Genomic DNA, 18,339 nt, shown 5'->3' with positions numbered 1-18,339 from the left:
CTCATCCCGACGGAAGGCACACCCCGTGCGCGCAACAGTCATCCACGCCCCCCGCGACATCCGTGTCGAGGAGCGCGACGCCCCCACGATCCTCACCCCGTCCGACGCCGTCGTCCGTGTCGTCGCCGCGTGCGTCTGCGGCTCGGACCTCTGGCCCTACCGCGGCGTCCGCGACACGGCCGAACCGCGGGCGATCGGCCACGAGTTCGTCGGTGTCGTCGACCAGGTCGGCGACGGCGTGACCGACCTGCACGTCGGCGACTTCGTCATCGCCCCGTTCACCACCAACGACGGCACCTGCCAGGCCTGCGCCCACGGCATGACGAGCGGCTGCGACCACGGCTCCACGTTCGGCGTCACGCCAGACGCATACGGCCACCCGCTCGGCGGTGCCCAGGCCGAGTACGTCCGCGTGCCGGACGCCGCCGCCAGCCTGGTGGTCGTGCCGGGTCCGGTCGACGACGACCTGGTGCCGTCGCTCCTGACCCTGTCGGACGTGTTCTCCACCGGACACCACGCGGCCGTCTCGGCCGAGGTCGGCTCGGGCAAGACCGTCGTCGTGGTCGGCGACGGAGCGGTCGGGCTGTCCGCGGTCCTGGCGGCGAAGCGCCTCGGTGCCGAGCGGATCATCGCGATGAGCCGGCACGCCGACCGTCAGGCCCTGGCACGCGAGTTCGGCGCGACCGACGTCGTCGAGACCCGCGGTGACGAAGGCGTCGCGGCCGTGCGGGAGCTGCTCGGCGGGGACCTCGCCGACTGTGCTCTCGAGGCCGTCGGCACAGCGGAGAGCATGGACCAGGCGCTCCGCGTCGTCCGCGCCGGCGGTGCGGTCGGCTACGTCGGCGTCCCCGCGGGCGACCCGGAGCTGCCGATGCCGTTCCTGTTCGCGAAGAACATCACGGTCGGCGGCGGCATGGCCCCGGCACGTGCATACATCGAGGAGCTGCTGCCCGACGTGCTGTCGCGGGCGATCGACCCGGGCAAGGTGTTCGACCTCGAGCTGCCCCTCGACGAGGCCCCGGAGGCGTACGCCGCGATGGACGAGCGCCGCGCCATCAAGGTGCTCCTGCGCCCGTAGCTCCTCGCAACACGCAACGTGGGCGGTCCGGCGCAGCGGTACTCCGTTGCGTGGTGCCGCCCACGTTGCGTTTCGCGGAAGGCCGCACGCCGGGTCAGCCGCGGAGGGTCAGCCGCGGACGGCGAGGACGCGGTGCGGGGACGCGGGCTCGGCACGCCAGCCCGACGGCAGGGCCGCGGCCAGCTCGGGGACCGTGAAGCTCCGGCGGATGGAGCGGAGGCCGTCCTCGCGGATGAAGGTGCCGGCCGACACGAACGACGCCCCGATCGCGTACAACCGGTAGGCGGACACCGAGCGTCGGATGTCGGAGTGCACACTGCGCCCGACAGCCAGCTCCGCCGAGTCCCGGAGGAACGCTCCACGCTCGGCGTCGTCGAGGTGGTGCAGCACGTGGTTCGACACGACGACGTCGAACCGCTCCCCCGCCGCGACCAGGTCGCCACTCGACTGCGCCCGGAAGGTCACGCCGGCCGTCGTCTGCCGCTCGGCCGCAGCGATCGCGCGCGGGTCCGGGTCGACGCCGACGACCTCGAGGTCGAACCCGTCGCTCCGTGCCCACCGCACCAACGACCGGGCGAGGTCACCGCCGCCGCAGCCGAGGTCGAGCACACGGGCCCGACCGGTCGGCGGCAGTGCCGGCACGACGTGGGTGCGCCACACCGACCGCCAGCCGGACACCGCCGCGTTCACCAGCGCGAAGCGACGGAGCGTCCGGTCGAGCGTCGCGGGGTCGCAGTCCGGGTCGTCCATCAGCTCGCGCAGGTCGACGGCGCGGGAGGACAGGTCGATCGGCCCGGTCACGCCCCGACCCCGACGGGAGCGGCCGTGGTGGGGGCGGACGTGGTGGGGGCGGACGTGGTGGCAGCGGCCGCAGCCGTCTCGACCGCGGCGGGCGCACCACTCGCGGCAGCGGCGGCGACCGGGCTGCCGACCACCGTCAGGGACGCAGCCTCGACCGTCAACCCCGGCCCGAAGGCCAGTGCGACGACGGGCGTGCCGTCTGCGGGACGTGCCTCGAGGGCCTCCCGGAGGACGAACAGCACCGTCGCACTCGACATGTTGCCGTGGTCACGGAGGACCGCGCGGCTCGCCGTCAACGCACTGTCCGGCAGGTGCAGGGCATCCTGGGTCCGGTCGAGGATCGCCCGGCCGCCGGGGTGCACGGCCCACACCGGCACGTCGTCCGGCGTCCAGCCGCGCGGGTCGAGGAGCGGGGCGACGGCCTCGGCCGCGTGCACGCCGATGAGCTTCGGCACCTGCGTGCTCAGCACCATCTCGAAGCCCTCGTCACCGATGTTCCACGCCATCTCGCTCGCGCCCTCGGGCAGGACCATGGTGGTGAAGGCATCGAGGCGGAGGCCGGGGCCGTCCGCCGTCACGACCGCCGCTGCGGCACCGTCGCCGAAGACGCTGTTCGCGACGATCTGGTCCGGGTCCTCGGAGTTCCGCACGTGCAGCGTGCAGAGTTCGGCGCAGACGACCAGGACGACCGCGCTCGGGTCGGCGCCGACGAACGCGTCGGCGATCCGGAGCGCCGGGAACGCGGCGAAGCACCCCATGAAGCCGACGTGCTGGCGGAAGACGTTCCGCGGCAGGCCGAGCTCCTCGACGATCGCCAGGTCCGGGCCCGGCTGGGTGAAGCCGGTGCAGGACACGGTCACGACGTGGGTGACGGTCGCCGGGGTGACGTCGGCACGCTCGAGGGCGTCCCGCGCGGCACCGACGAACAGCGGCGGGGCGAGCTCGCGGAACCGGTCGTTCCGGGTGCCGGTGCTCGGCGAGGTGAGGACACCGTCGGCGTCGCGGAAGTCGCCAGGCCCGGCAGCGGAGTCCAGCTCCGGCAGGACACTGTGGCGGTGTTCGACCTCGGAGGCGTTGAAGGCAGCGGGGACGAGCCGCGAGGCGAGCCTCCCGAGGCCGGGCTGGGCGGCGAACAGGTCACGGACCGACGCCTGCCCGAGGGTGGTCCGCGGGACGGCGGTACCGATGGCTCGGATCGTTGCTGACACGCTCCATCCTGTCACCGGATCGCTGACGTGTCCCCAGGATGGACGGGAGGCCCGTGGCGATCTCGCCACGGGCCTCCCGTCATGCACGTCCAGCGCTCGTCGTACCGGCTGATGCCGGCTGGTGCTGGGTCCTACTGCTGCTGCGCGCGCTCCAGCACGAGCTCGCGCACACGGGCTGCGTCGGCCTGGCCCTTCATCGCCTTCATGACCGAGCCGATGATCGCGCCAGCCGCCTGGACCTTGCCGTCGCGGATCTTCTGCAGCACGTCCGGCTGCCCGGCGAGGGCTTCGTCGACGGCCGCGGTCAGGGCCGAGTCGTCCGAGACGACCTTGAGCCCACGGGACTCGACGACCTGCGCCGGCGAGCCCTCACCGGCGATGACGCCTTCGAGGACCTGGCGTGCGAGTCGGTCGGTCAGGTCGCCGGACTCGACGAGCGCGATGACCTCGGCCACGTGCTGCGGCGAGACGAGGTCACCCGGCGCGGCGTCCTGCGCGTTCGCGACACGGCTGATCTCGCCGGTCCACCACTTGCGGGCGGCCTGCGGGCCGGCACCGGCGTCGATCGTCGCCTGGACCTCGTCGAGGAGGCCGCCGTTGACGACGTCCTGGAACTCGAGGTCGGCGAAGCCCCACTCGCCCTTGAGGCGACGGCGGCGGGCCACCGGTGCCTCGGGCAGGCTCGCGCGGAGCTCTTCGATGAGCGCCGGGTCGGGGACGACGGGCAGCAGGTCCGGCTCCGGGAAGTACCGGTAGTCGTCGGCGTCCGACTTGAGACGGCCGGCCGAGGTGCGGCCGGTGTCTTCGTGCCAGTGCCGGGTCTCCTGCGTGATCGTCCCGCCGTCGGCGAGGATCGCGGCCTGGCGCTGGATCTCGTAGCGGATGGCACGCTCGACGGCGCGGAACGAGTTGACGTTCTTGGTCTCGGTGCGGGTGCCGAGCTTCTCCTGGCCCCACGGGCGCAGCGAGATGTTCGCGTCGCAGCGCAGGTTGCCACGCTCCATGCGGGCCTCGGAGACGCCGAGCGCGCGGACGAGGTCACGGATGACCTGCACGTACGCGGCCCCGAGCTCGGGTGCGCGCTCCTTGGCGCCGACGATCGGCTTCGTGACGATCTCGACCAGCGGGACACCGGCACGGTTGTAGTCGACGAGCGAGTACTCGGCGCCCTGGATGCGGCCGGTGGCACCGCCGACGTGCGTCAGCTTGCCCGCGTCCTCTTCCATGTGGGCGCGCTCGATCGGAACCTGGAAGATCGTGCCGTCGGCGAGCTCGACCTCGACCTCGCCCTCGAAGGCGATCGGCTCGTCGAACTGCGAGATCTGGTAGTTCTTCGGGTTGTCCGGGTAGAAGTAGTTCTTCCGCGCGAACCGCGAGCTCTCGGCGATCGAGCAGCCGAGCGCGAGCCCGAGCTGGATCGAGTAGCGCACGGCCTGCTCGTTGACGACCGGCAGGGACCCGGGCAGCCCGAGGTCGACCGGCGTCACGTTCGTGTTGGGCTCGCCGCCGAAGAAGTTCGGCGCGTCCGAGAACATCTTCGTGGCCGTCGCGAGTTCGACGTGCACCTCGAAGCCGAGCACCGGCTCGAACCGCTCGATCGCCTCTTCGAAGTCCATGAGTGCGTCCTTGGCCATCAGATGACACCTTCCTCTGCGGCGGACTGCTGTGCGGCGTCCAGGTTCGGGATCCGTGAGATCAGCGGGGCACCCCACTGCTGCTCGAGCAGACGCTCGAGCGCGGCGCCGACCCGGTAGAGCCGGGCATCCTCGCGCTGCGGGGCCATCAGCTGCACGCCGGTCGGCAGGGAGTCCTCGGGCGCCAGGCCGTTCGGGATGCTCATGCCGGGCACGCCCGCCAGGTTCGCGGGGATCGTGGTGAGGTCGTTGAGGTACATCGCGAGCGGGTCGTCGATGCGCTCACCGATCTTGAACGCGGTGGTCGGCGCCGACGGGCTGATGAGCAGGTCGACCTGCTCGAACGCGGCGGTGAAGTCGCGCTGGACGAGGGTGCGGACCTTCTGCGCGCTGCCGTAGTAGGCGTCGTAGTACCCGGCGCTCAGGGCGTAGGTGCCGAGGATGATGCGCCGCTTGACCTCGGGTCCGAAGCCGGCTTCACGTGTGGCCGCCATGACGTCCTCGACCGTGGCACCGTTCTCCGGCGTGACACGCAGGCCGAATCGGACCGAGTCGAACTTCGCGAGGTTCGACGACGCTTCCGCCGGCAGGATCAGGTAGTAGGCGCTGATCGCGTAGGCGAACGACGGGGCGTCGATCTCGACGACGACCGCTCCGGCGGACTCGAGCAGCGCGACCGTCTCCTGGAAACGCTGGGTGACGCCGGCCTGGAAGCCGTCGCCCCCGGCGAGCTCCTTGACGACGCCGATCCGGACGCCCTTGAGGGAGTCGGCCTGCAGACCGTCACGCGCGGCAGCGGCGAACGAGGGCCACTCCTGTCGCAGCGAGGTGGAGTCCTTCGGGTCGTGCCCGCCGATGACGTCGTGCAGCAGCGCGGCGTCGAGGACGGTCCGGGACACCGGTCCGATCTGGTCGAGGCTCGACGCCAGCGCGATCGCCCCGTAGCGGCTGACGCCACCGTAGGTCGGCTTCACGCCGACGGTGCCGGTGACGGCACCCGGCTGCCGGATCGACCCACCGGTGTCCGAGCCGAGCGCGAGCGGGGCTTCGAACGCGGCGACCGCGGCGGCCGAGCCACCGCCGGACCCGCCGGGGATCCGGTCGAGGTCCCACGGGTTGTGCGTCGGACCGTACGCCGAGAACTCGGTCGACGAGCCCATCGCGAACTCGTCCATGTTGGTCTTGCCGAGCGGCACCAGGCCGGCACGGCGGAGCTTGGCGACCGGGGTGGCGTCGTACGGCGGCACCCAGCCTTCGAGGATCTTCGAGCCCGAGGTGGTTGGCATGTCCTGTGTGCACAGGACGTCCTTGACGGCGATCGGCACACCGGCGAGGGGGCCGAGGACGTCCCCGGCCGCACGGCGGGAGTCGATGGCCTTCGCGGCGGCGATCGCGTTCTGGTTGACGTGCAGGAACGCGTGCACGTCCCCGTCGACGGCGGCGATCCGGTCGAGGTGGGCCTGCGTGGCCTCGACGCTCGAGACGTCGCGGGCCACCAGGGCGTCGGCGAGCGCGGCAGCGCTCAGCGTGGTGATGTCGTGGGTCACTGTTCTTCCGCCTACTGTTCTTCGCCGAGGATCGCGGTCACCCGGAAGCGTTCGCCGTCCGAGTCGGGGGCGCCGGAGAGCGCCTGCTCCTGGGTCAGCGTCTCGCCGACCACATCGGGGCGGGACACGTTCTCGAGCGGGACCGGGTGGCTCGTCGCGGGGACGTCCGGGGTCGCGACCTCGGTGACCTTGGCGACGCTGTCGACGATGAGTGACAGCTCCTCGGTCATCTTCTCGATCTCGTCGGGCGTGAGTGCGATACGTGCGAGGTTCGCCAGGTGTGCGACCTGCTCGCTCGTGATGTCAGGCATGGTGCTCCGTCGATCGGTTCGTGGAATGCGCACCAGTCTATTGGGCGGGCCGCGCGGGGGTCGGACGGCTGTGGACGGTCGGCGCCGGGCACTCCGCTGTGCAGGACGGTCGGGAGGCCCGGTGCCGGCCCGTCGGACCGGCACCGGGCCTCCAGACCGTCACGACGCGACGCGACTCAGCCAGCCGGCGGTGCAGCAGCAGCCCCACCAGCGGCAGCCCCGCCCGCAGCGGCACCACCGGCCGGAGCCCCGCCCCCGGTGACCGCGCCGTCAGCCGCCGGTGCCTGCGCCGCCGGGTTCGACGTCGTCGGGTTCGACGTCGCCGGCGCCGGCGCGCCCGACGCATCCGTCCCCGGCGTCTGCTGCTGCGTCCCCTGCTGCGCGTCCGACCCGCCCGACGGCGTCGCGGTCTTCGCCTTGGTGGGCGTCCCGATCATCGCCTGGTCCGGAGCGGGCAACGTGCCGCCGCCGTACGCGCCGTCCAGGTACGTCATCAGCTGCTTGCCGACCTGGAACTTGGCGCTGTACCCGGTGGTGCCCTGTAGGAACGGCCAGTTCGCCAGCCGCACGTGGCCCTGCACGTTGCCGATCCAGGTCGCGTTCGTGTACTTCGTCGACGACGTGACCAGCCAGTTCTGCTGGTCGCCGTCGGTCGTGCCGGTCTTGGCGAACTTCGGCACGGAGTCGCCCGGGTTGGCGGTGGCCGCGGTGCCCTTCCCGCTCAGCACGCCCTGCAGCGCCCAGTCGACGGTGCCGGCGACCTCGGCGCTGACCCCGCGGTTGCAGGTCGCCGGGGTCGGCCGGATCGTCGCGCCGCTGGCCGTCGTGACGGAGTCGATGGTGGTGGGGGTGCAGGCGATGCCGCCGTTCGCGAACCCGGCGTAGGCCTCGGCGAGGTCGATCGGTGCGAGCGGGTTCGTCCCGAGGACGGACGCGGGGTTGGAGTCCGGTGCGGTGCCGTCCGCCTGGTGGATCCCCATGCCCACGGCGGTCTTCTGGATCCCGCACAGGTCGAGCTGCTTCGCCATCGCGCCGAAGGCGGTGTTGATGGACTCCACGGTCGCGTCGAGCACGGTCATCGACGACGGCACCTTCTCGGCGTTGGCGACGCTCCACGGCTGCCCGCCGAGGGGTGCGCACGAGTTCGTGAACTCGTCCTGCGGGAACGTGTTCTCGGTCGTCCCGACGGACTCGGACAGGGTGTGCCCGTTCGCCAGCCAGTCGGCCAGGGTGAAGACCTTGTAGGTCGAACCGGTCTGGAAGCCGCTCGAGCTGCCGACGGCCTGGTCGGCGTTGTAGTTCACGGCGGTGGCACCCGGGGTGGGTGCGTCGGACTGCGTGTACGTGGTGTTCTGCACCATCGAGACCACACGGCCGGTGCCGGGTTCGACGGTGACGTTCGTGCCACCGGCGTCGACGCCGGCCATCGTCGTCGGCACGTAGGACGACAGTGCGTTCTGCGCGTGGTCCTGCAGGTCGAGGTCGAGCGAGGTGTGGATCGACAGGCCCTTCGTGTCGAGGGTGGCGATCCGGTCCGAGGCCGTCTTGCCGAAGGCCGGGTCGGAGAGCACCTGCGAACGCACCATGTCGCAGAAGTAGCCGGCGTCGTACTTCGATGCTGCCGTCGAGCAGCCGTTGGCGGTCGCGGTGATCTTCGGCGTGATCGGTGTCGCGATCGCCTTCGTCAGCTCGGCCGCGGAGATCGCGTGGTGGGCGTGCATGCGGCGGAGGACGTAGTCGCGGCGGACCTTCGTCAGCGCGTACCCGTTCGCCGAGCCGTTGGCCTTGTCGCTCGGCTGGTCGATGCGCAGGCCCGACGGGTTGTTGAGGATCGCCACGAGGGTCGCCGACTGCACGAGCGACAGGTCCTTCGCGTGGACGCCGAAGTAGTACTCGGCACCGGCCTCGGCGCCGTAGACACGGCCGCCGAGCCCGACGATGTTGAGGTACCCGGTGAGGATCTGGTCCTTGCTGTACTTCTTGTCGACGGCGATCGCGTACCGGATCTCCTGCAGCTTGCGTGCCTTCGACTGGCCGGCGACCTTGTCGTAGCAGGCGTCGACCTTCTTCTTCGTGGACGCCGGGTCCTTGCCGTTGAGCTGCTCGCACTGCTGCACGAGGACGTTCTTGACGTACTGCTGCGTGATGCTCGAGCCGCCCTGGACGCCCTTGCCGAGTGCGTCGGCGATCGTCGCGCGGAGTGTCCCGACCACGTCGATCCCGCCCTCGGTGTGGAAGCGCGGGTCCTCGGTGTCGATGGCCGCCTGCTTGAGGGTGTCGGCGATCTGTCCGGACTGCACGTTGGTGCGGTTCTCGGCGTAGAACGACGCGATCGGGACCTCTTGTCCGCCCTGCTTCGCGTAGACGGTGGACACCTGCTGCGGCGTCTGGATGTCGAGGTAGCTCGGCAGGTCCTCGAAGAACTCGGCCGCGCCGCTCGCGCCCTCCCCCGCGACGGCGACCGCCGGGGTCACCGCGACGGCGACGAGCAGGCCGGCGAGGACCGACATGACGACGAACATCAGGAGGGCACCCGGCCACCGCACGACTCGCATGTCGAGCACGGTAAGGAGACGGGCTGTACTCACACTGCTGCGCGCGGTCGCGCGACTGCACAGCCGCACAGGATGCTCACGGTCTCGCCTCCGCCACGTGGTCCGACACGGCCTGGAGGCCCACATCACCGGCCCTGCGCCGGTCCGGTCACGATCCGGTCACGTCTGGGCAGCCTCCCGTCCCGCCGCCGGTGACGGTGGTCAGTCGCGCGGCTGGAGGTCCTGCGGTCGGACGAGGTACATGTCCGGCGTCGCCTGGACTACCCCGTCACCCGGGGTGTCGCCGGGCGTGTGCCGACCGCTGACCAGGTCGCCCCGACCCACCGCGATGAGCGCGACGTCGTGCAGGGACGCCGTGCCGGGCTTGAGGTAGTCGTTGTGCCCGAACGGCTGCCGGAAGACGTCCCCGGCGTCCGCTGGGTCGCTCCCGCCGGCCAGGTCGAGCGCCGCCGCGCCGAACGAGGTCCGCCCGGGGTCGGTGCCGAAGAAGCCGGTGCCCGCGACCGGGTCCCAGTGCGCGCCACCGACGTAGACCTGACCGTGCGGGACACCGAGCTCGTCGACGGAGGTGACGGCGCTGCCCGGAGAACCGAGCATGGTCAGGCTGTCCACCCGGGTGCGTCCGGACGACAGCGCGATCATCGCCGTGGTCGACCCGTACGAGTGCGCCACGACCCCGAGCCGCGGTTCGTGGTCGTTCCGGACCGCCCGGATGCCGTCGAGGGTCCGGACCAGCCGGTCGGCGCCGAGGTGGGCGAGTTCGAGCGACATGAAGTTCGAGATGCCGGGCGTGCGGTACCCCATCCACGCGACGACCGCGATGCCCGGGCCGTTCGCGGGGGCGGCCACCGGCGCGAGGGTGGCCTGCTCGCGGAACACGTCCCCGGCCGTCGCGGTGAAGTCCACCATCTGGCCGTTGACCGAGAAGAAGATGCCGGGCACCACGACCGAGACGTCGCCGGCGGTGTCCAGGTCGCCGACCGAGATCGCGCACCGGCCGCTGCCCCGGGTGTCGAGCGTGACGAGGTACTTCCGCGGGTCGTCCGGGGTCTGCTCCAGCGACTGCCGCACCTGCCCGAGCATCGACGCGAGCGAGGTCGACGTGCCCGGGTCGGCCAGTCCGGCGGCGAGGGATGCCCGGTTCGCGACGTCCCGGACGTCGTACGGCACGCCGTCGAGGTTGCCGATCACGACGGGGGCGTCGTCGGTCAGGACCGTCTGCGACGCCGGCGACAACCCGCGCCACCAGTTCGCCACGAGGTTGGTGCTGGGCGGGTCGTCCATCGCGGTCGCGGTCACACGCGAGTCGTCATCGGCGGCCTGCAGGGTGAGCGGTGCCGCGGTCTCGAGGGCGTCCAACCAGCGCTGCCCGGAGGCGACGGCGAGCGCCTCGACGGCCGGTCCGGACACGTGGTCGGACGCTCGGGGTCCAGGAGTCCCGACGGCGGTCGACGCGACGACGGAAGCGGGCACGGCGGGGGCCTCGACGACTCCCAGCGAGTGGATCGAGGCGGTCAACAGAGCCGCGGCGATGATCAGCAAACGGGTCTCCCCCGGGAAGGCCAGCCTGTCGTTCCCCTGCAGACGACAGGTGATGCTCTGTCGAGCTTAGGGAGATCCGGCCCTTCGGGGGTCATGCGGGATGCAACATGACCCCCGAACTGGGGTCACACCGGGGTGCGTCGCAGGGGCCGCTTCGCGCGCGGCCGTGCATCGCACCCTACTGCGGCTCGGCGGCGTCCGGCGCGGGCTCAGGCCGGGCGGCGTCCGGCGTGGGCTCGGGCTGGGCGGCGTCCGGCGCGGCAGCGGGCTCGGCTTCGGCGGGTGCCGGATCGCCGAGCGCGGCCGGCCCCTCGGTCACGAGCAGCGCGAACTGCTCGGCGTCGATGATCCGCAGTCCGAGCTGCTCCGCCTTCGTCAGCTTCGAGCCGGCACCCGGGCCCGCGGCGACGAAGTCCGTCTTCTTGCTGACGCTCGACGCGGCCTTCCCACCGGCGGCGATGATCGCCTCTTGCGCGCCCTCGCGGCTGAAGCCCTCGAGCGAGCCGGTCGCGACGACGGTGACCCCCGCGAGCACACCGCCCGCTTCGGTCGCAGCCCCCGGCCCGGGGTGTCCGGGCGTCGTCAGCTGCACGCCCGCGGCCGTCCAGCGGTCGATGATCTCGCGGTGCCAGTCGACCTCGAACCAGTCGAGCAGCGCGTCGGCGATGATCCCGCCGACCCCGTCCACCGCGGCGAGTTCGTCGCGCGAGGACGACCGGATCGCGTCGAGCGACCCGAAGTGGTTCGCGAGCGCCCGGGCCGCGACGGGTCCGACGTGGCGGATGTTCAGGCCGACCAGGATGCGCCACAACGGTTTCGTCTTCGCGGCGTCGATGTTCGCGAGCATCTCGAACGCGTTCTTGGACGGGTACCGGCTCGGCTCGCCCGTGTAGTCCGCACCGCGGGCCTCCGGGTCGAACGGCGGGTCGGTCTTCTTCCGCGCCCGGCTGAACGGGGTCACGCGCTTCGGGGCGCCGCCGTCCTCGGTCTTCTCCATGCCGGTCTCGGCGTCCCGGACGACGACCTCGATCGGGACGATGTCCTCCAGCGTCAGGTCGAACAACCCGGCCTCGGTCACCAGCGGCGGGGTCTCCGGGAACACCGGCTGGGTGAGCGCGGCGGCGGCCACCTCGCCCAGGCCCTCGATGTCGAGCGAACCGCGGGAGGCGATGTGCTCGACCCGGCCGCGCACCTGCGCCGGGCAGCTCTCGGCGTTCGGGCAGCGGAGGTCGATGTCGCCCTCCTTCGCCGGGCGGAGCGGGGTGCCGCACTCCGGGCAGTCGGTCGGCATCACGAACTCGCGCTCGGTGCCGTCGCGGAGCTCGACCACCGGGCCGAGGACCTCGGGGATCACGTCGCCGGCCTTGCGGAGCACGACGGTGTCGCCGATCAGGACACCCTTCGCCTTCACCACCTGCTGGTTGTGCAGGGTGGCCTGGCGGACGACGGACCCGGCGACCTCGGCCGGCTCCATCGCGGCGAAGGGGGTGGCCCGACCGGTACGGCCGACACTGACGACGATGTCGAGCAGCTTCGTGTGGACCTCTTCCGGCGGGTACTTGTAGGCGATCGCCCAGCGCGGGGCCCGGCTGGTCGACCCGAGTTCCTCGTGCAGCCCGAGGTCGTCGACCTTGATGACGATGCCGTCGATCTGGTGCTCGACCGCGGAGCGACGCTCGCCGTAGTCCTTGACGAAGCCCAGGACCTCCTCCACCGAGTCGAACACGCGGTGGTGCGTGCCGGTCGGCAGGCCCCACTCGTGGAGCAGCTCGTAGACCTCGGACTGGGCGCGGACGTCGGTGTCGCGCTCGAGTTCGGCGACCGGCCAGGCCCCGATGCCGTGCACGAGCATCCGGAGGCGTCGGAGGCGGTCGACCATCAGCTCGCGCTTGCCTGCGGACTTGCCCTCCTCCTTCTGGCGGAGCGACCCGGCGGCGGCGTTCCGCGGGTTCGCGAACACCCGCTCGCCGGCGTCGCGCTGCCGGGCGTTCAGCTCGTCGAACTGCGCGACCGGGAAGAAGATCTCGCCACGGACCTCCACCAGGGGCGGGTGCCCGCTGCCGGCGAGCCGGTCCGGGATCGTGCCCATCGTCCGGACGTTGCCGGTGACGTCCTCGCCCACCACACCGTCACCACGGGTGGCCGCCGAGACGAGCCGACCGTGCTCGTACCGCAGGTTGATGGCGAGCCCGTCGATCTTCAGCTCGGACAGGAAGCGGACCCGCTCGGCACCGGCGTCCCGCTGGACCTTGAGCGCCCAGTCGGTCAGTTCCTCGGGGCTGAAGACGTTGTCGAGGCTCAGCATCCGCTCGGCGTGCTCGACCGGGGCGAACTGCGTGGTCTGCGCCTGCCCGCCGACCGTCTGCGTCGGGCTGTCCTCGGTCAGGAGTTCCGGGAACCGCTGCTCGATCGCGTCCAGCCGGTGCATCATCGTGTCGTATTCGGCGTCGGACGCGGGCGAGCCGTTGCCTTCGTAGTAGGCGTGCCGCAGTTCGTTCAGTCGGGCGCGCAGCCGGTCGACCTCACGAGCGGCCTGCGCGGCGTCGAGGCCTGCGGGGTCGATGGTCTCGAAGGTCGCGTCGGTGTCGCTCATGTGTCAGTTCTACCGTGCGCCACCGACCCCGGTCGCAGCGGCCGAGGCAGGGTCGTCAGGCCGGGACGGGGTCGTCAGGCCGGCACGGGCGCTGCAGACACCGTCGTGTCGATGGTGCACTGGCCGAGCACCCGGGTGCCGACGTACACGACGGCGGTCTGCCCGGGGGCGACGCCGGACAGCGGCTCGTCCGGGACGACCACGAGCGCGCCGTCCTCGACGTGTGCGGTCGCGGGCTCCGGGTCGGCGTGCGCCCGGATCTGCACGTCGCAGCGGAACGGGGTCGACGGATCCGCCGGTGCCGCGCCGGCCCAGGTGTACCGGGTGCCGGAGAGCGAGGCGACGTCGAGCGCTTCCTTCGGCCCGACGACGACGGTGTTGTCCTTCGGGCGGATCTCGAGCACGAAGCGGGGCTTGCCGTCCGCCGCGGGGCGTCCGAGCGCGAGACCCCGGCGCTGCCCGACCGTGTAGCCGTGGGCGCCGTCGTGGCTGCCGACGACCGTGCCGTCACGCTCGACGACGTCACCGGTCTCGCTGCCCACGCGGTCGGCGAGCCAGCCGCGGGTGTCGCCGTCGGGGATGAAGCAGATGTCGTACGAGTCCGGCTTCTGCGCCACGGTGAGCCCGCGCGCGGCGGCTTCGGCACGGACCTCGTCCTTGGACGGGGTGGCTCCGAGCGGGAACATCGCGTGCTGCAGCTGCTCCGCCGTCAGCACACCGAGCACGTAGGACTGGTCCTTCGCCCACGCCGCCGAGCGGTGCAGTTCACGTGAGCCGTCCGGCGCGGTCACGATCGAGGCGTAGTGCCCGGTCGCGACGGCGTCGAACCCCAGGGCCAGGGCCTTCTCGAGCAGGGCCGCGAACTTGATCCGCTCGTTGCAGCGCATGCAGGGGTTCGGGGTGCGGCCGGCCTGGTACTCGGCCACGAAGTCGTCGACGACGTCCTCCTTGAACCGCGCCGAGAAGTCCCACACGTAGTACGGGATCCCCAGGGCCGAGGCGGCGCGCTGCGCGTCCATCGAGTCCTCGATCGTGCAGCACCCACGGCTGCCCGTTCGCAGGGTGCCGGGCATCCGACTGAGCGCCAGGTGCACCCCGACGACGTCGTGGCCGGCGTCCACCGCCCGGGCCGCGGCCACCGCCGAGTCGACCCCACCGCTCATCGCCGCCAGAACACGCATGCGTCCAGGGTAACTCCGACACGGCGTACCGTTGCTCGACGATGACGAGCACCACGAACGACGCCTTCGACCTCCGCGGCGTCCTGCTGTCCGGGTTCCTGCCCGCCGCGCTCTTCGCGATCGGCGAGGGCGCGATCATCCCGATCATCCCGATCGCCGCGGACTCCCTCGGGGCGAGCCTGGCGATCGCCGGGTTCGTCGCCTCGCTGATCCTGGTCGGGGAGCTCATCGGCGACGTGCCCTCGGGCGTCGTCGTCGCGCGGATCGGCGAGCGCAACGCGATGATCGGCGCCGCCGTCGTCTCGGTGGTCGGACTGCTCGTCTGCACGGTCGCCCCGAACCCCCTGGTCCTGGCCCTCGGCGTGTTCCTGGTCGGCCTGTCCACCGCGGTCTTCGCGCTCGCCCGACACGCGTACATGACGACCGCGATCCCGCTGCGGATCCGGGCCCGCGCGCTCTCGAGCCTCGGCGGGGTGTTCCGGTTCGGGTACTTCGTCGGTCCGTTCCTCGCGGCCGGCGTCATCCACCTCACCGGCACGACACAGAGCGCGTTCTGGGTCCACGTCGTCTGCTGCCTCGGTGCCGCCGTCGTGCTGCTCGTCATCCGCGACCCCGCGACGGGCGTGCGCGGTCTGCAGCGGCCGACCCGCGCCTCCCGGCCGACCGCGACCGCGACCGCGACCGCAGCCGACCACGCGACGGACCCCGCGACCGCCGCGCTCGAGGGCGAGCAGTTCGTCAAGGATGAGTCGCAGGGCCTCTTCCAGACCATCCGCGCCCACCACCGGGTCCTCGTCCGCCTGGGCAGCGGCGCCGCGCTGATCGGCGCCATGCGCGCCGGACGGCAGGTGATCCTGCCGCTCTGGGCCGTCAGCGTCGGGCTCGACGACTCCACCGCCGCCCTGGTCATCGGCATCGCCGGTGCCGTCGACTTCGCGCTGTTCTACACGAGCGGGCAGATCATGGACCGCTGGGGACGCCTGGCGAGCGCGCTGCCCTGCATGCTCGGCCTGAGCATCTGCTACTTCCTGCTCGCCTGGAGCGACCACCTCGACGCCCGCGTCGGCTGGTTCATCGCGGTCGCGATGGCCATGTCCCTGGCGAACGGCGTCGGCTCCGGCATCCTCATGACGCTCGGCGCCGACCTGGCACCCGCGGACCGGCCGGCTCCGTTCCTCGGCGCCTGGCGGTTCACCGGGGACCTCGGGTCGGCTGCCGCACCGCTCGTCATCTCGGGCGTCACGGCGCTGGCGACCATCGCGGTCGCCAGCGGCGTGATGGGCGTGCTCGGCCTGGTCGGCGCGGGCATCCTGCTCCGGTACGTGCCGCGGTACCTCCCGCGCACGTTGCGCTGACCGGCCCGCTCCGGGGTCGCCCACCAGCCGGGAGGCCCGCCCCACCTCCGCCACCCGCCCCGCTGCGTACACTGGGTCGGCCAGCGGGAGTGGTGGAATTGGTAGACACGCAGGATTTAGGTTCCTGTGCTCCGGCGTGAGGGTTCGAGTCCCTCCTTCCGCACCGGACGGCCTGCGGGCTGGCGCACCGGGTCGCGTCGGACGTCAGCCCTCCGACGGACGGCCCCGACACGCCCGCACGGTACCCTCGGTCCGGCGGGTGCTCCATCCGCCCTCGCCCGCCGACCGGAAGAACCATGCACTCCGTCGCACTCGCCCTGATCCCCTGGCTGGATCCGCAGTACATCCTCGACCACTTCGGGGCCTTCGCCGTGCTCGTCGTGTGCGCCATCATCTTCGCCGAGACCGGGCTGCTGATCGGGTTCATCTTCCCGGGCGACAGCCTGCTCGTCATCACCGGCCTGTTCGCCTTCGACCGCGACGGTCAAATCGGCGGGATCCTGATCTGGGTCGTCGCGCTGATGATAGGCGCCGCGGCGTTCCTCGGCGGTGAGCTCGGCTACTACATCGGCAAGAAGGCCGGGCCGCCGATCTTCGAACGCAAGGACAGCGGACTGTTCTCGAAGGCGAACGTCGACCGGACGAACGCGTTCTTCCACAAGTACGGCGCCCTCGCGGTGATCCTGGCGCGTTTCGTCCCCGTGGTCCGGACGTTCGCCCCGATCGCCGCCGGTGTGGGCCGGATGAACTACAAGAAGTACTCGCTGTACAACGCTGTCGGCGCGGTCATCTGGGGTGTCGGGGTCACGTTCCTCGGGTACTTCCTCGGGTACATCCCCGCGGTGGCGTACATCGTGCGGAACTACATCGACGTGATCCTGCTCGCGGCGGTCGTCGTCACCGTGGTCCCCGCCGCGATCACCTACTTCCGGAACGCCCGAAAGGCCAAGCAGCGCGAGCCCGAGCAGCCGTAGGCCGGCGCTGTCGGCGACCCGGCGCGAGCGGGACCCGCACAACGGAAACCGGCTCGAACCACGGCATGCCGTGGTTCGAGCCGGTTCCTGTTGTGCGACGCCGATCGGCACCGCGGCCGGCCCGCAGCGCGGGAGGGCGGCCGCCCGCGCCCGCGCCCGCGCCGGCCTCAGGCCTGCGGCGCCTCGCCGGCGAACCACTCGCGGACGATCGGCGCGATGCCCCGGAACGCCTTCGACCGGTGGCTCAGCGCGTTCTTCTCCGCGCGGGTCAGCTGCGCCGCCGAGCGGTCGGCGTCGTCCGGCTGGAACACCGGGTCGTAGCCGTGCCCGCCGTCCCCGATCGGCTCGGTGCGGACCTCGCCGTTCCAGACCGCCTCGAACACGTGCTCGACCCCGGAGGGCGTGACGAACGCGGCCGCGCAGACGAACGCCGCGGTCCGCTCGACGACACCGTCCAGGTTCTGCAGCAGCAGCGCGATGTTGTCCGCGTCCACCCGGGTGCCGGCGTACCGGGCCGAGTGGATGCCGGGTGCCCCGTCGAGGGCGTCGACCGCGATCCCGGAGTCGTCCGCCAGTGCCGGCAGCCCGGTGTGGGCGACCGCGGCCCGCGCCTTGATGAGCGCGTTCGCGGCGTAGGTGTCGCCGTCCTCGACCGGCTCGGGCCCGTCGTACGCCACGAGCTCGATCCCGCCCAGGGCGTCACCGAGGATGTCCCGCAGCTCGACGACCTTGCCCTGGTTGTGCGTCGCCAGGACGACCGTGCGGGCGGTGTCGGTCATGCGAGTCCCAGCGCCGAGCGCTGCACGGCCGCGAGCGAGGCGTTGCCGGCCAGTCCGAGGTCGAGCAGCGCGTCCAGCTCGTCGCGGTCGAACGGTGCGTGCTCCGCCGTGCCCTGGACCTCGATGAACTTGCCGGACCCCGTGGTGACGATGTTCATGTCGGTGTCGGCGCGGCTGTCCTCCTCGTAGGCCAGGTCGAGCATCGGCACGCCGCCGACGATCCCGACCGAGATCGCCTGCACACTGTCGGTGAGCGGTGTCGCCTTCTTGCCGATGAACCCGCGCTCGCGGCCCCACTCGATCGCGTCGGCCATCGCCACGTAGGCGCCGGTGATCGAGGCGGTGCGGGTGCCGCCGTCGGCCTGCAGCACGTCGCAGTCGAGCACGAGGGTGTTCTCGCCCAGGCCCTTCATGTCGACGACGGCACGCAGCGACCGCCCGATCAGCCGGGAGATCTCGTGCGTGCGCCCGCCGACCTTGCCCTTGATCGACTCGCGCTGCATCCGCTCGTTGGTGGACCGCGGCAGCATCGAGTACTCGGCGGTGACCCAGCCGGTCCCCTTGCCGGCCATCCAACGCGGGACGCCGTTGGTGAACGACGCGGTGCAGAGCACCTTCGTGTTGCCGAACGAGATGAGCGCGCTGCCCTCGGCCTGGGTGCTCCAGCCGCGTTCGATGGTGACGGGTCGGTGGTCGGTGGTGGTCCGGCCGTCGATGCGGACGGTGCCGTCGGTGGCGTTCATGGGTTCCTCTCGGTCCGGCCTGGAGGCACGGTGCGGGT

At 71.8% G+C, this 18,339-nt stretch carries 14 protein-coding genes and 1 tRNA gene; 4 read left to right on the top strand and 11 right to left on the bottom strand.

Annotation, left to right across the window (positions count from 1 at the left end; genetic code table 11):
• Positions 1 to 25: 25 nt before the first annotated feature.
• Entirely contained in the window at positions 26 to 1,078 is a 1,053-nt protein-coding gene (locus tag DEI97_RS04820; protein WP_111076253.1) for a zinc-binding dehydrogenase, read from the top strand.
• A gap of 108 nt (positions 1,079 to 1,186) precedes the next feature.
• Here the strand turns inward: DEI97_RS04820 and DEI97_RS04815 are convergent, their stop codons facing one another.
• The 9 genes from DEI97_RS04815 to mnmA all read right to left on the bottom strand — a co-directional run bounded on the left by DEI97_RS04815 (position 1,187) and on the right by mnmA (position 14,450).
• On the bottom strand, positions 1,187 to 1,879 hold the full coding sequence (locus DEI97_RS04815; RefSeq protein WP_258376800.1) for a methyltransferase domain-containing protein: 693 nt from the start codon (positions 1,877 to 1,879) through the stop codon (positions 1,187 to 1,189).
• On the bottom strand, positions 1,876 to 3,087 hold the full coding sequence (locus DEI97_RS04810) for a type III polyketide synthase (protein WP_111076254.1): 1,212 nt from the start codon (positions 3,085 to 3,087) through the stop codon (positions 1,876 to 1,878). The genes DEI97_RS04815 and DEI97_RS04810 overlap by 4 nt, the downstream gene beginning before the upstream one ends.
• A gap of 131 nt (positions 3,088 to 3,218) precedes the next feature.
• On the bottom strand, positions 3,219 to 4,721 hold the full coding sequence (gene gatB, locus DEI97_RS04805; RefSeq protein ID WP_111076255.1) for an Asp-tRNA(Asn)/Glu-tRNA(Gln) amidotransferase subunit GatB: 1,503 nt from the start codon (positions 4,719 to 4,721) through the stop codon (positions 3,219 to 3,221).
• Positions 4,721 to 6,268, bottom strand: coding sequence for an Asp-tRNA(Asn)/Glu-tRNA(Gln) amidotransferase subunit GatA (gene gatA / locus DEI97_RS04800; protein ID WP_111076256.1), 1,548 nt, complete (start codon positions 6,266 to 6,268; stop codon positions 4,721 to 4,723). The genes gatB and gatA overlap by 1 nt, the downstream gene beginning before the upstream one ends.
• An 11-nt stretch (positions 6,269 to 6,279) precedes the next feature.
• The gene (gatC, locus tag DEI97_RS04795; protein WP_111076257.1) at positions 6,280 to 6,579 is read right to left on the bottom strand and encodes an Asp-tRNA(Asn)/Glu-tRNA(Gln) amidotransferase subunit GatC; all 300 of its coding nucleotides are present in this window, start codon (positions 6,577 to 6,579) and stop codon (positions 6,280 to 6,282) included.
• Between the two features lie 176 nt (positions 6,580 to 6,755).
• Positions 6,756 to 9,134 (bottom strand): transglycosylase domain-containing protein, encoded by a 2,379-nt coding sequence (locus DEI97_RS04790; RefSeq protein WP_181439367.1) that lies wholly within the window; start codon positions 9,132 to 9,134, stop codon positions 6,756 to 6,758.
• A 201-nt stretch (positions 9,135 to 9,335) separates the two neighbouring features.
• A complete protein-coding gene (locus DEI97_RS04785) occupies positions 9,336 to 10,544 on the bottom strand; it encodes an alpha/beta hydrolase (protein WP_146248246.1) in 1,209 nt (402 codons plus the stop codon).
• 310 nt (positions 10,545 to 10,854) lie between these two features.
• Positions 10,855 to 13,269, bottom strand: a complete 2,415-nt coding sequence (gene ligA / locus DEI97_RS04780; RefSeq protein ID WP_111076260.1) for an NAD-dependent DNA ligase LigA — start codon at positions 13,267 to 13,269, stop codon at positions 10,855 to 10,857.
• A gap of 74 nt (positions 13,270 to 13,343) precedes the next feature.
• A complete protein-coding gene (gene mnmA, locus DEI97_RS04775; RefSeq protein ID WP_111076261.1) occupies positions 13,344 to 14,450 on the bottom strand; it encodes a tRNA 2-thiouridine(34) synthase MnmA in 1,107 nt (368 codons plus the stop codon).
• Positions 14,451 to 14,491: 41 nt separating this feature from the next.
• On the opposite strand from mnmA, the gene DEI97_RS04770 reads away from it, so the two are divergent.
• The 3 genes from DEI97_RS04770 (at position 14,492) to DEI97_RS04760 (ending at position 16,779) form a co-directional block, all read left to right on the top strand.
• Positions 14,492 to 15,805 carry an MFS transporter gene (locus DEI97_RS04770; RefSeq protein WP_111076262.1) on the top strand — a complete coding sequence of 438 codons (1,314 nt, stop codon included), beginning with the start codon at positions 14,492 to 14,494 and terminating at the stop codon, positions 15,803 to 15,805.
• A gap of 83 nt (positions 15,806 to 15,888) precedes the next feature.
• A tRNA-Leu gene (locus DEI97_RS04765) sits at positions 15,889 to 15,968 on the top strand.
• Positions 15,969 to 16,101: 133 nt separating this feature from the next.
• Positions 16,102 to 16,779, top strand: a complete 678-nt coding sequence (locus tag DEI97_RS04760; protein ID WP_111076263.1) for a DedA family protein — start codon at positions 16,102 to 16,104, stop codon at positions 16,777 to 16,779.
• Between the two features lie 167 nt (positions 16,780 to 16,946).
• Here the strand turns inward: DEI97_RS04760 and rdgB are convergent, their stop codons facing one another.
• Both rdgB and rph read right to left on the bottom strand, forming a co-directional pair.
• Positions 16,947 to 17,558 carry an RdgB/HAM1 family non-canonical purine NTP pyrophosphatase gene (gene rdgB, locus DEI97_RS04755; RefSeq protein WP_111076264.1) on the bottom strand — a complete coding sequence of 204 codons (612 nt, stop codon included), beginning with the start codon at positions 17,556 to 17,558 and terminating at the stop codon, positions 16,947 to 16,949.
• Positions 17,555 to 18,301 carry a ribonuclease PH gene (rph, locus tag DEI97_RS04750; RefSeq protein WP_111076265.1) on the bottom strand — a complete coding sequence of 249 codons (747 nt, stop codon included), beginning with the start codon at positions 18,299 to 18,301 and terminating at the stop codon, positions 17,555 to 17,557. Before rph ends, rdgB begins: the two co-directional genes overlap by 4 nt.
• Positions 18,302 to 18,339: the final 38 nt, after the last annotated feature.

The sequence above is a fragment of the Curtobacterium sp. MCLR17_032 genome (assembly GCF_003234795.2).
In the GTDB taxonomy this organism is placed as follows: domain Bacteria; phylum Actinomycetota; class Actinomycetes; order Actinomycetales; family Microbacteriaceae; genus Curtobacterium.
Note: the sequence above shows the minus strand (reverse complement) of the source record. Positions and strands in the feature narration are given on the sequence as shown.